The sequence below is a fragment of the Maribacter spongiae genome, assembly GCF_047345125.1.
Classification (GTDB): domain Bacteria; phylum Bacteroidota; class Bacteroidia; order Flavobacteriales; family Flavobacteriaceae; genus Maribacter.
Genome location: NZ_JBLFEQ010000002.1, coordinates 293,364 through 306,747, shown reverse-complemented (window position 1 = coordinate 306,747; position 13,384 = coordinate 293,364). Strand labels below are relative to the sequence as shown.

At 40.0% G+C, this 13,384-nt stretch carries 13 protein-coding genes; 9 read left to right on the top strand and 4 right to left on the bottom strand.

From position 1 onward, the window contains the following. Nucleotides 1-209: 209 nt before the first annotated feature. The 8 genes from trhO (at nt 210) to ACKWB9_RS03915 (ending at nt 9,494) form a co-directional block, all read left to right on the top strand. Nucleotides 210-1,241: an oxygen-dependent tRNA uridine(34) hydroxylase TrhO gene (trhO, locus tag ACKWB9_RS03950; RefSeq protein WP_414001693.1), complete on the top strand. Its 1,032-nt coding sequence runs from the start codon at nt 210-212 to the stop codon at nt 1,239-1,241. Between the two features lie 247 nt (nt 1,242-1,488). After that, nucleotides 1,489-2,664, top strand: a complete 1,176-nt coding sequence (locus ACKWB9_RS03945; RefSeq protein ID WP_414001692.1) for a PSP1 domain-containing protein — start codon at nt 1,489-1,491, stop codon at nt 2,662-2,664. After that, entirely contained in the window at nt 2,657-3,142 is a 486-nt protein-coding gene (locus ACKWB9_RS03940) for a gliding motility lipoprotein GldH (protein ID WP_414001691.1), read from the top strand. The genes ACKWB9_RS03945 and ACKWB9_RS03940 overlap by 8 nt, the downstream gene beginning before the upstream one ends. A 3-nt stretch (nt 3,143-3,145) precedes the next feature. Next, nucleotides 3,146-5,494 (top strand): penicillin-binding protein 1A, encoded by a 2,349-nt coding sequence (locus ACKWB9_RS03935; protein WP_414001690.1) that lies wholly within the window; start codon nt 3,146-3,148, stop codon nt 5,492-5,494. A gap of 152 nt (nt 5,495-5,646) precedes the next feature. After that, a complete protein-coding gene (locus tag ACKWB9_RS03930; RefSeq protein ID WP_414001689.1) occupies nt 5,647-6,348 on the top strand; it encodes a CoA transferase subunit A in 702 nt (233 codons plus the stop codon). Between the two features lie 79 nt (nt 6,349-6,427). After that, complete coding sequence (locus tag ACKWB9_RS03925; protein WP_414001688.1) at nt 6,428-7,087, top strand: 3-oxoacid CoA-transferase subunit B; 660 nt, start codon at nt 6,428-6,430, stop codon at nt 7,085-7,087. 710 nt (nt 7,088-7,797) lie between these two features. Continuing rightward, nucleotides 7,798-8,331 carry a GNAT family N-acetyltransferase gene (locus ACKWB9_RS03920; protein WP_414001687.1) on the top strand — a complete coding sequence of 178 codons (534 nt, stop codon included), beginning with the start codon at nt 7,798-7,800 and terminating at the stop codon, nt 8,329-8,331. Nucleotides 8,332-8,342: 11 nt separating this feature from the next. Then, nucleotides 8,343-9,494, top strand: a complete 1,152-nt coding sequence (locus ACKWB9_RS03915) for a serine hydrolase domain-containing protein (protein ID WP_414001686.1) — start codon at nt 8,343-8,345, stop codon at nt 9,492-9,494. On the opposite strand, the gene ACKWB9_RS03910 is transcribed toward ACKWB9_RS03915, so the two are convergent. Together ACKWB9_RS03910 and ACKWB9_RS03905 are read right to left on the bottom strand one after the other, a co-directional pair. Then, on the bottom strand, nt 9,491-10,639 hold the full coding sequence (locus ACKWB9_RS03910; protein WP_414001685.1) for a methionine aminotransferase: 1,149 nt from the start codon (nt 10,637-10,639) through the stop codon (nt 9,491-9,493). The two genes, ACKWB9_RS03915 and ACKWB9_RS03910, sit on opposite strands and share 4 nt — an antisense overlap. Before the next feature lie 78 nt (nt 10,640-10,717). Continuing rightward, a complete protein-coding gene (locus tag ACKWB9_RS03905; protein ID WP_414001684.1) occupies nt 10,718-10,987 on the bottom strand; it encodes a hypothetical protein in 270 nt (89 codons plus the stop codon). A gap of 183 nt (nt 10,988-11,170) precedes the next feature. Between ACKWB9_RS03905 and ACKWB9_RS03900 the strand changes: the two genes are divergently transcribed. After that, the gene (locus ACKWB9_RS03900) at nt 11,171-11,884 is read left to right on the top strand and encodes a helix-turn-helix domain-containing protein (protein WP_414001683.1); all 714 of its coding nucleotides are present in this window, start codon (nt 11,171-11,173) and stop codon (nt 11,882-11,884) included. A gap of 98 nt (nt 11,885-11,982) precedes the next feature. Here the strand turns inward: ACKWB9_RS03900 and ACKWB9_RS03895 are convergent, their stop codons facing one another. Together ACKWB9_RS03895 and ACKWB9_RS03890 are read right to left on the bottom strand one after the other, a co-directional pair. Next, complete coding sequence (locus ACKWB9_RS03895; protein WP_414001682.1) at nt 11,983-12,459, bottom strand: very short patch repair endonuclease; 477 nt, start codon at nt 12,457-12,459, stop codon at nt 11,983-11,985. Between the two features lie 9 nt (nt 12,460-12,468). Then, entirely contained in the window at nt 12,469-13,350 is an 882-nt protein-coding gene (locus ACKWB9_RS03890) for a winged helix-turn-helix domain-containing protein (protein WP_414001681.1), read from the bottom strand. Nucleotides 13,351-13,384: the final 34 nt, after the last annotated feature.

Here is a 13,384-nt window from a genome sequence, read left to right as displayed (position 1 = left end):
GGGTATTGGTGGTCAGGTCCTTTTTAAATTTTTGAAAGAATGCTGTGAAGAAGGAAGAAATGGAATGGCCGATGAAGAGTCTTGTACCAACAAGACTCTTTTTTTATAACCATAATTCACCTTGTATTTGTAGGGACTTGTTTCTTAAAAATCATGAATTTATTATTTTTGCCCCTTAAAACATTCTTTAACTTAAATATTGGTATAGCATGCAACTGTACAATACATTAAGTGCAAAAGAAAGGGAAGCATTAATAGAGGCGGCCGGGCAGGAGCGCCTTACTATTTCCTTTTATAAATATGCACATATTGGCAATACCGCCATTTTTAGAAATCATTTATTCATTTATTGGAACGAAATAGATGTCTTGGGCAGAATCTATGTGGCCAAGGAGGGCATTAATGCGCAATTGTCCGTTCCGGCAGAAAATTTTGAGGCATTTAAAATGCACTTGGACAGTATTTCCTTTTTGGAACATGTTCGGTTGAACATAGCCATTGAGCAGGATAATAAATCTTTTTTGAAATTAAAGGTCAAAGTCCGAAACAAAATTGTTGCGGACGGGCTTGACGATGATACTTTTGATGTGACCAATAAGGGAATCCATGTAGATGCCTTAATGTTCAATGAACTGATCGAAGATCCGGATACCATTTTGGTAGATATGCGCAACCATTACGAAAGTGAAATAGGGCATTTTAAAAACGCCATTACACCGGATGTGGATACGTTTAGGGATTCCCTGGATATTATAGAAAGAGACCTGACGGATTACAAAGAGGATAAAAAACTGGTGATGTACTGCACAGGAGGTATCCGCTGTGAAAAAGCCAGTGCTTATTACAAGCATAAGGGTTTTAAGCAAGTATATCAACTGGAAGGGGGAATCATAGAATATACAAGACAGGTCAAGAATAAGAATCTGGAGAACAAATATAGGGGCAAGAACTTTGTGTTCGACCACAGAAGGGGAGAACGTATAAGTAATGACGTAATTGCGCAATGTCACCAATGTGGTGCTCCCTGCGATACCCACGTAAACTGTGCCAATGAAGCCTGTCATTTACTTTTTATCCAATGCAAATCCTGTGCGGGGCAGATGAACGATTGCTGCTCCAATGATTGTAAGGAAATACATGCGCTTCCTTTTGAAGAACAAAAAGCCTTGCGCAAGGGAAAAACGGTAAGTAATAAAATTTTTAAAAAAGGACGTTCAGAAGTGTTGAAATTCAAAAAATAGGCAGTAATGGTTTCTGGTTCCGGTCGGCATAAGACGAAAATCTCGTTGTAAAATGGAAACAATTTTATAGCATGTGTTCAGCGGCAAGTTTTTGGGGGAACGGAATTTTGGCACAAACTGCCGTTGCTACCCAATGAACGACTTTACGCCCTGTACGGCGCATCAAAAAAACACTATCTTTACCGTTAGTTTTTATGAACCTTTTTTGGTAGATACGCATGGGTTCTATCAAATCAATATATAATATATGGGGTGTAGCAGTTGTTCCACCGGTACCGATGGGCAACCAAAGGGATGCAAGAACAATGGTACTTGCGGTACGGATGGTTGTAATAAATTAACTGTTTTTGATTGGCTTTCCAATATGGCGCTTCCCAGCGGGGAACGTCCTTTTGAATTTGTTGAGGTTAGATTTAAGAACAGTAGAAAGGCCTTTTTTAAAAATCCTGAAAATAGTTCACTCGCCATTGGCGACATTGTGGCCACGCAGGCAAAATCTGGCCATGATATTGGTATGGTGACACTCACCGGGGAATTGGTGCGTGTACAGATGAAGCGTAAAAAAGTTGATTTTAAGGGGGAGGATTTTTCAAAGATCTATAGAAAAGCTACCCAGAAGGATATTGATATTTGGCAAAAATGTAGGGCAAGGGAAGAAGAGATAAAGAAGCGTTCCCGGGAAATAGCCATTATCCTAAAGTTACAGATGAAAATCTCCGATGTGGAATTTCAGGGCGATGGGTCCAAGGCCACGTTTTACTACACGGCGGAGGAACGTGTGGACTTTCGTCAGCTGATAAAGGATATGGCCAAGGCTTTTGGCATTCGCATAGAAATGCGCCAAATCGGTTATCGGGAAGAGGCCCAACGACTTGGGGGGATAGGCTCGTGTGGCCGGGAGCTTTGTTGTTCCACCTGGTTAACGGATTTCCGTTCCGTGAGTACTTCGGCGGCCCGTTATCAGCAACTATCCTTGAATCCGCAAAAGTTGGCGGGGCAATGTGGTAAACTTAAATGCTGCCTGAACTATGAGTTGGATGTTTATCTGGATGCCTTAAAGGATTTTCCATCACAGGACACCAAACTCTTTACGGAAAAAGGATTGGCATTTTGTCAAAAGACCGATATTTTCAAGGAAATGTTGTGGTTTTCCTATAAAGAAGATCCGGCAAATTGGCATGTACTTTCCAAAGACCAGGTAAAGGAGATTTTGGAAAAAAACAAAAAGAAACAAAAAGTTGCCAGTCTGGAAATGTATGTGCTTGATGAAGAAGAAGGGGAAAAGGTGGTTTTTGAAAATGTAGTGGGACAGGACAGTTTAACACGTTTTGATAGGCCCAAAGGTAAAAGAAAGAATAATAGAAATAAGAATAGGAACAGAAGAAAAAATAACAATAGGAAGAAGAATCAAAAGAATGCGTAACCCCGTCTGTCTATTTGTTGTTATGTTGAGTATTATTTCCTGTAATACCAATATTGTAAAGTCCGAATACCGATCTCTAAAAGGAGGTGTTTGGAATAAAGATGATGTATTGGAATTCAATTTTTCGCAAATAGATACCCTACAAAAACATCACGTGTTCATTAATCTTAGGAACGATGCCAATTTTCCGTACAGTAACCTTTTTATAATTGCCTCGCTTACTTCTCCAAAGGGGGAGGTTGTACGGGATACATTGGAATATACCATGGCGTTACCGGACGGTACATGGTTGGGTAAAGGGAATGGTAGTGTTAAGGAAAATAAATTATGGTATAAGGAAAACATCGTTTTTTCCTCTTTTGGCGTATATACCATAGAACTGTCCCATGCCATGCGGAAAAATGGCAACGTACATGGTGTTGTTGGATTGGAAGGCATTACGGACGTTGGGATAGAGATTACCAAAAGCAACCTCTAAAGAATGGCAAAAACTACAAAAAAGAAGACCAATACCACTGTTGGCTTCGGCAGGTTTATCAAATGGTTTTGGATTTTATTTATTTCGGGCTTTATGCTGGCGGCCTTGGTTTTTCTTTCGGCCTCATGGGGTCTTTTTGGGGAAATGCCCTCCTATGAACATTTAGAGAATCCACAGACCAACTTGGCCTCCCAAATTATTTCTTCGGACGGAAAATTGATAGGCAAGTTCTATCTGGAAGATAACCGGACCGATGTAAAGTTTGAAGATTTGCCGGAGAATTTGGTAAATACCTTAATGGCCAGTGAGGATATTCGCTTTCAAGAACATTCGGGCATTGATTGGTATGGGACATTGAGAGCGGCTTTCTTTTTGGGAAAAAGAGGAGGGGCCAGTACCATATCACAACAGTTGGCACGTCAACTCTTTGTAGGGGTCCGGTCAAGGAATAAATTTGAAACACTTAAGCAGAAGGCCAAGGAATGGGTTTTGGCCACACGTTTGGAGCGCAGTTATACCAAGGAGGAAATCATAAGCATGTATTTGAATATCTATGATTTTGGGAATAATGCCGATGGGATCCGTTCCGCGGCAAGAATTTATTTTGGCAAGGAGCCTAAGGACTTAAAAATAGAGGAATCGGCCATGTTGGTCGGCATGCTTCAGAATTCATCGTATTTCAACCCGTTACGAAGAGAGGAAAAAACACGGAATAAAAGAAATATTGTTTTGGGCCAATTGGCCAGATATGATTTTATAACCGAAAAAGAAAAAGATTCATTACAGGCCTTAAAAATGGATATCAATTTTAATCCCGAAAACCATAGGGAAGGATTGGCCACTTATTTTAGGATGTACCTGCAACGGTTTATGAAAAATTGGATCAATAAAAACCCAAAACCGGCCTTGGAGGGTGAACGGGATAAATGGAACCTTTATTTGGACGGGCTTCGTATATACACCACCATAGACTCCAAAATGCAGGCCAATGCCGAAGAAGCCGTAGCAGAACATATGGAACGTTTACAGGCGGAGTTTTTTAATCAGAACACCAAAAAACGAAACCCCACGACACCTTTTTTGGATTTGACCCCGGAAGAGACCAATAGGATCATGGAAAGGGCCATGAAAACTTCGGAACGCTGGAGAAAGATGAAAGCTGCGGGCAAATCCGAAAAAGAAATCCGAACCTCCTTTACCAAAAAGACGGAAATGACGGTCTTTGATTGGAAGAGCGAGACCCGGGAAAAAGATACCATACTCACCCCGTTGGATTCCATCCGATATTATAAGACCTTTTTAAGAACGGGCATGATGTCCATGGAACCCCAAACGGGCCATGTAAAAGCATGGGTCGGGGGTATTGATTATACCCATTTTCAATATGATAATGTAATACAAGGGATTCATCAACCGGGTTCTACTTTTAAGCCTTTTGTATATGCAGCGGCCATAGATCAATTGCGATTATCACCTTGTGAAACACTCCCGGACACCCACTATTGTATTGAAGCTGGGAAGCATGGGAATATGGAGGCTTGGTGTCCTAAAAATTCAGATGGAAAATATTCCGGGAAAGAGATGACCCTAAGGCATGCCTTGGCCAATTCCGTGAATACGGTAACGGCACAGCTTATAGACAAAGTGGGGCCAAAATCCGTAGTTTCCATCGTAAAAAATTTGGGATTGACCCGGGAAATACTGGAAGTGCCTTCTATTGCACTGGGAACCGAGGGCTTTAGTGTTTATGAAATGGTAGGTGCCTACGGTACTTTTGCCAATCAGGGAGTATACGTAAAACCGGTTATGGTAACGCGTATAGAAGATAAGAACGGCACCGTATTGTATGAATATGTGCCGGAAACCAAAGATGTATTGAGTAAAGAGGTTTCCTACGCTATGATAAATTTGATGAAGGGTGTAACCGAAGGAGGTTCAGGAACCAGGCTTCGCCACAGTTCCAATAAGGATAACACGGTGTACAAAGAGGTGATTACCGGATACCCCTATGAATTTACCAACCCTATAGCTGGAAAGACAGGAACCACGCAAAACCAAAGTGACGGTTGGTTTATGGGAATGGTCCCTAATTTGGTTACGGGTGTATGGGTAGGAGGAGAAGAAAGGGCTACGCACTTTAAGGGTATTGCTTATGGGCAGGGAGCTTCCATGGCCTTGCCTATTTGGGGGCTTTATATGAAAAAGAATTATGCGAACGAGGACCTGGGGATTTCCAAAGACGATTTTGAAGAGCCCGAAGATATGTCCATTGTTACGGACTGTGCCAAATTCATAAAGGAACAGAATACGGATACGGATATTGAGGAAGACCTTGAGGATTTGGACTTTTAAACAGGAAGGGATTTATATTCTATCTTTGAGCATATAAAATAGCCTGCGAATAGCAGGTTATTTTTTTGACCAATTTCAAGATGTAAAAGGTTTTCTAATGTAGAATACGGGTTAAAATAAGTAAATTAGTGGAACCGTAATGTAATCGGATTATGATCAAAAAAACAGTAAAAGATGTGACCAGGGCGCTGGAAGGAGTGCAAAATGGAATGACATTTATGTTGGGTGGTTTCGGGCTTTGTGGAATACCCGAGAATGCCATAGCTGAATTGGCAAGGCTGGGCGTATCCGATATTACCTGTATCTCCAACAATGCCGGGGTAGATGATTTTGGTTTAGGATTGTTGTTGCAAAACCATCAAATTAAAAAAATGATTTCCTCATACGTTGGCGAGAACGATGAATTTGAACGTCAGATGCTGAGCGGGGAACTGGAGGTAGAGTTGACACCACAAGGTACGTTGGCGGAAAAATGCCGCGCGGCGCAATCGGGTTTTCCGGCTTTCTTCACACCCGCAGGATATGGTACCGAGGTGGCCGAAGGAAAGGAAACCAGGGAATTTAATGGAAAAATGTATGTTATGGAGGAGGCCTATCGAGCTGATTTTTCATTTGTGAAGGCCTGGAAAGGAGATGAAGCGGGAAATCTTATTTTTAAGGGAACGGCAAGAAATTTTAATCCTTGCATGTGCGGAGCGGCCAAGATAACGGTAGCGGAAGTAGAGGAATTAGTTCCCGCAGGGGAGCTTGACCCGAACCAAATACATATTCCGGGCATATTCGTACAACGAATTTTTCAAGGAAAGAATTACGAAAAAAGAATTGAACAAAGAACCGTTCGTAAACCCGAATAATGTATTAAAGGAATTGCTCCTTTGAGGAACCCCGGTAACTAGTTGGATCAAGAGTGTTCCTTCTATAAAAATTGAAGCTATGTTAGATAAAAACGGAATTGCCAAAAGAATTGCAAAAGAGGTACAGGACGGCTACTATGTAAATTTGGGAATAGGGATACCTACACTAGTGGCGAATTTTGTAAGAGAAGATATTAATGTGGAATTTCAGAGTGAGAACGGGGTATTGGGTATGGGACCTTTCCCTTTGGAAGGAGAAGAAGATGCAGATCTTATTAATGCAGGAAAGCAAACGATAACCACCTTGCCGGGGGCCTCTTTTTTTGATTCGGCAACAAGTTTTGGAATGATCAGGGGCCAGCATGTGGATTTAACCATTTTGGGAGCCATGGAGGTTTCGGAAGATGGGGATATAGCCAATTGGAAGATACCGGGTAAAATGGTAAAAGGAATGGGTGGAGCCATGGATCTGGTGGCATCTGCGGAAAACATTATTGTTGCCATGATGCACACCAATAGGGCCGGGGCATCTAAATTGCTGCCAAGCTGTGCACTACCATTAACGGGGGTAAAATGTGTTAAGAAAATAGTAACAAATTTAGCGGTCATAGAAGTTACGGATAAAGGTTTTTTGTTGGTGGAAAGAGCACCTGGGGTAACCGTAGAAGAGATTAAGGCCGCTACATTGGGAAAACTCATAATCCCCGATGATGTTCCGGAAATGGCAATCGATGGATAAAACGAATATTTTATCAAATAATGAAGGCTATTTAATTTTCACAACATTTCAGGAGACATTTACAACAATAATTTAGAAAAAAACCGTTATTGATAGTATATTTATAGCACAGAAGTAAACAACGACCCAAATTAAATATAATTTAACCGAAATGGAATCCCAGAATCACATCGCACCGGAAGAAAAAGTACAAGTGTATAAAACCGATTTTTTTAGTGGAATTGTACTTTTGACCAAAAAATTATTTATGTTTTAAATCATTTAAAAAATTAATGAAAAGAGCAACCTCCCCAAGTTGCTCTTTTTTTATGTCTTTTTTTGAGCCAAGGGGCATTAATACCATTTCTTGTTTAATTTATTATGCGAATAAAGGAAGCACGTAATTGATGAAGTATGGTATTTTAAGGAACTCACAACAAAAAATTGAGTTTTTACCACAATCTTTCTTTTAAAATAAGGAATTTTCCTACATTTATAATATTGGACATTATCATAGAAATGATATTTATACCATATTAGAAAATTTAATACCAATGCCTACTGTTATGGAGAAACCCGGATTAGCCATGGATTAATTGATGCCAGAGGCCTTTAAATCGATTTAAGAGATTTTTTAAGGTGCCTTAGGGCTTACCAAAAAGTAAAGAACTTTATGGTAAAAATCCCCCGGAGGGAGCAAAGCGATTTGCTCCTTTTTTTATTTTAGGGCTATGGACCTGGAATTTAAAAAATGTCGCCTTCATGATATCCCAAAGTTGACCAAAATAGCAAAACGGACGTTTAGGGCCGCTTTTGAACAGGGCAATGACCCTAAGGATTTTAAAATCTACATGGATGGGGCGTTCACGAAAAATAAAATGACCACGGAACTAATAAATCCCGATACATATTTCTATTTTGTGTATAAGGATAGAAAATTGATCGGCTATTTTAAATTGAATCAGAATCTGGCTCAAACCGATTTAAAGCTGCCTGAAAGTATGGAACTGGAACGTCTTTATATACTTGTGGAATTTCAGGATGCCGGTCTGGGAACGATCATTCTCCACAAAGTGAAGGAAATGGCATATAAAAAAGACAAGGACTTTTTATGGTTGGGAGTTTGGGAGAAAAATAAGGATGCTATTCGATTCTACATAAAGAATGGATTTGTGAAGTTTGGAACCCATCCATATTTCATTGGAACAGATGAACAAACAGATTGGTTAATGCGCTATGATTTGGTTAACTTCAACCATCAATAATTTAATATAGGATGAAAAAAGCTGTCGGTATCGTTCTTCTTTGCCTTGCTTCCCTATTAAGTAGGGCGCAGGAGTGTTATTTTCCGGAAAGAAATGTACAATGGGAACAAAGGTCTCCCCACACCTATAAAATTGACGGGCAGCGATTAAATGAAGCCGTTTCTTTTGCAAATGCAAATGAGTATTCCGGATCTAGAGACTTGCGTATTGCTATTTTAAAAGGTTTTGAACGGGAACCCTTTCATGAAATTTTGGGCCCGACGAAGAAAAGAGGAGGGCCCGCGGGGATGATTTTAAAGCATGGATACCTTATAGCACAATGGGGAGATACCAAAAGAGTAGATATGACTTTTAGCGTAACCAAGAGTTTTTTAAGTACCATGGCCGGTTTGGCGGTGGACAAAGGTTTGATTTCGAGTACGGACGATAAAGTGGGAACCTATATTTGGGACGGAACCTTTGACGGTGCACATAACTCAAAGATTACCTGGGAACATCTTTTGCAACAAAATTCGGATTGGTCCGGCGAGCTTTGGGGTGGGAAGGATTGGGCGGACAGACCTCCCAGAACGGGGAAGCTGGATGATTGGAAATTCCGGAAACTGAACGAACCCGGTACCGTTATGGAATATAATGACGTTCGTGTAAACGTGTTGGCCTATGCCCTGACCCATGTATGGCGCAAACCTATGCCCCAAGTACTCAAAGCACGTATTATGGATCAGATCGGTGCCTCCGTTACATGGCGATGGTATGGGTATGGGCATGCCTGGACAGAAATAGATGGGATTAAAATGAAATCGGTTACGGGTGGAGGCCATTCAGGGGCCGGACTTTTTATAAGCACGGAAGACATGGCCAGATTTGGATTACTGTTTCTAAACAATGGAAAGTGGAAAAACAAAGAACTACTGAGCGAGGATTGGATAAAAAAAGCCATTGAACCTTCCAAGCCCAATAACAATTATGGCTATATGTGGTGGCTGAATAAGAAGGGAAGTCGGCATTGGAAAGGACTTTCAGAAAATATTTATTATGCGGCCGGTTTTGGTGGTAATTTTATCGTTATAGATAAGGAAAAAGACCTTGTTGTAGTCACCCGCTGGTTGGAACCGAGTAAAATAGGGGAGTTTATGGCCAAGGTGGAGGCCAGTTTTAACTAAAGGCGGTTTAAAATCTCTAGGGCCCGCTCCAGGGTTTCTTCTTTTTTGGCAAAACAAAAACGCAGCACCTTATCGTCCCTATGGTCAAGATTGAACGAGGAAATAGGGATGCTGGCCAATTTATGGCGAACAATCAACCTTTTGGCCAAATCCTCATCAGGTTCCCGGGTTAGGTTAGTATAGTCCAACAATTGAAAATATGTACCTTCCGAAGGAGAAAATTTAAATTTGGAAGATGCTAATCCGTTCAAAAAAAAATCTCTTTTCTTTTGATAAAAAGCATTTAACGCTAAGTAATGGTTTTCGTTTTTCAGGTATCTCGCCAAGGCCCTTTGTACAGGATGATCTACACAAAAAACAGCAAACTGGTGTACTTTCCTAAATTCTTTCATGAGTTGCGCCGGAGCTGCACAATAGCCCATTTTCCAGCCCGTTACGTGAAAAGTCTTGCCGAAGGAGGCACAGACAAAAGTTCTGGTGGCCAAATCGGGAAATCGGGAGGCGCTTTCATGTTGTCTGCCATCAAAAATAATATGCTCGTACACCTCATCACTTAACATGATAATATTGGTAGGTTTCAGTATTTCCTGTAAGGTCAGCATCTCTTCCTTTGAAAAAATACGGCCACTTGGGTTGTGTGGCGTATTTAAGATTATCATGCATGTCTTAGCGGTAATTTTATTCTTAAGGGCTTCCCAATCTATTTGGTAACCGTTGGTATCCAATTGAACATATACGGGAATGCCGCCATTTACCAAAATGGCCGGCTCATAACAATCATAGGCTGGTTTTATTACGATGACCTCGTCCCCTGGATGAACAAATGCCGAGATGGCGGTATAAATAGCCTGGGTAGCACCCACGGTAACCGTAATCTCACTTTCGGGGTGATAATAACGCCGATGCAACTTTTCTATTTTCCCCGAGATGGTTTCCCGCAGGCCAAAATAACCCGGCATGGCCGCATACTGGTTATGCCCTTTGTGCATGGCGTTTGAAACCAGATCCATTAAGTTACGATCCGCTTCAAAGTTTGGAAAACCTTGTGACAGGTCAATGGCATTGTGCTGCCTGGCCAGATTACCTATTGTGGTAAATATGGAGGTTTTAATATCCGGTAGCTTGGAACGCGAACTTTTTTTCAAGACGAACAAGGCAATTTGAGTACTAACTCAAAAGTACGCATTAGCCATCAAAAATTCCAACACCGGTGAATCGCATATCTACAATAAACCGTTCAGGAACTTTTTGTCGCCCTCTGCCTGTAACTGTTTGGCCAATGCATTGTCCAATGCAATTTTAATAAGGGCCTTTATAGCCCTGGAATTTCCTTTAGTAAGACTATTGGTCCTGTAGACCACATCTCTAATGGTCGAAAAACTAATACTGGTACTTGAGGCCACATTGGCGTAATCTTCTTTTGTAGTGTTTCTTCTTAGGGTTGTAGACAATTGTTCGTCTATTGGCTTTCCATAATGATTTGTATTGAACATGGTATTAACGTGTTTAGATTTTATCGTTTTTTATGATGTTAGGCATATAGGTGTATTTGTTCGTAATAATTAACAAGATTGCATATTTCATTATATTTGTTTGTAATCCGATTACAGATATATGCAATTTGATTAGGTGTAATCTACAATATATGTAAGATTATTACGCAAAACTATAATTTAATGTTGATATTAAAGCAATTAAGACGCAAAAAAAATGTTAATCAGACAGATTTAGCGGAAGCCATAGGTGTAAGCCTGCGTACAATTCAACTTTATGAGCGGGAAAATGCCAATATTCCAATAAAGAACCTTACCAAGATTGCTCAATATTTTGATGTTACTATAGCCGAGTTATATTCTTATGAAGTAAACGAAACGAATGGAGATTACGGTGACAAGCGTACAATTTCGAGTAACGGAACGGAAATCAATTGTATTGATGAGGGGAAGTTTTTAATGGCCGTTCCTTTAATATTGGAATCCCAACAGAAAAATTACATTCAAAATATAGACATTGCCAATGAGGTTTTAAGTGAATTGCCACAGATTAGCTTTTTTATGAACCAGTGGGAAGATGTGGAGTATACCGCGTTTGAAATAACCGGGAATGCGATGGTGAATAATAACGGGGTTAGGGATATTCCGGGCAATTCAATTATACTGGGAAAATCAATTCCCGTACATATGATCGAAAAACCTTCTCTGACACAAAAGATTTATGTCATAGTGTATAAGGATGGAATCCTTTGTAAGGAAATCATAACTGCGGACCGATCGAACAAAACTATAGTTTGCCATAGTTTTAACACATCTCCCGAATTTGCGGATTTTGAGATTCCGATAGCGGATATCAAAAAACTTTTTCTGGTCGTTAAAAAACAGGTGAATAGCTGAGTTTAGTTAAGATGATCGGTACTGAGGGTGATTGTTCACGCTGTTTAAGATAGACCATGGTTTTAAATATAAACGCAATAACGGGATGGAAAAGAGGATTATTCTGTTTCAACGGATTCCAAATGGGATATTACTTCTTTAATGCAACGTTCCAATTCTTTTTTTACTTCACTTTCCCAAAACCGGAATACTTTATAGCCCAATAGTTGTAGTTCCGTATTTACCTCTTGGTCCCGCTGTATGTTACGCTCAATTTTAGCGATCCAAAATTCCCGATTGGTCTTGATCTTGGGCTTGCGTTCCTGCCAGTTGTGGCCATGCCAATATTCACCATCAATAAAAATGAGGGTTTTATATTTTTTTAAGGCGATATCCGGTTTGCCGATCAGTTTTTTGTAATCGATGCGATATCTATAGCCTTTGGCATATAAGGCCTTTCTAAAGGCCAATTCCGGTTTGGTGTTTTTCCCTCGGATCTTCCCCATGATCTTAGACCGTTGGGGCGTAGTATAAAACCCCGATTCCTCGTTAAAACGAGGGACTTTTATACGGTCTTCCGGGTACTTTTTGGGCATAACTGAAGATTATCTTCGGGTTTTCTTTACAATTTCGAGTTTATATCCCACGCCATGGACATTAATAATATTTATGTGATGGTCATCTTTAAATTTCTTTCTAAGTTTTGAAATAAAAGTGTCCAGACTTCTTCCCACAAAAACCCCTTTGTCTTCCCAAACTTCTTTAAGCAGAAAATCACGCTTTACAACTTGATTAGAATTATCACAGAATATTTGCAATAACTCGGATTCTTTGGAGGTAAGTTTAATATTCAGGTCATTTTTCACCAGTTCATTTTGGTCTTTATAAAATTTGTAATCTCCTAGAGTTATAAAAGATAGTACATCATGTAATTTGGTTTCTTGCTTCTTTTTGGTCCAATAAAGCAATGCTATGCCCATTATGCCCAAAAGAACCAGTGCATACCACGAGAGGCCAAAGTTCAACCCCATTAATGAAACACTATTCTCGAAGAACACATGTACAGTATAGCAACCTAAAGGTAGATTTCGCCCTAAACAGGGAATAATACTTTTTTCCTTGTTGTTGGATACAGAATAGCTATAAGAAACCTCCTTACTATTACGATCGATTACTTCAACGATATACTCGTTCGGTAAGCCCAAGGCCTTAAAATTTCTATTTATGATCTTTACGAGACTATCGGGTGTTATCCGCAATTCTTTTTCAAATGATAGTTGGAAATTGTTTTTCTTCCATTCAGTCACTGGTAATACCAAAGAAGTGGAGTCATTGTTTTGTAATAGCAACGTATTTCCAGTATTTCTTAGTGCCACTTTGACCAAACTTGAGAAAGTTTCTTTTTCTGCCTTTGTTGAATAACTGCTTATTACAAAGGAAAGCACCAACAAGAAAAGAGTACAAAATGAATAAGTAACCGTTTTCATTCTTATTAAATTCAGAATGCAAAAATTGCAATTT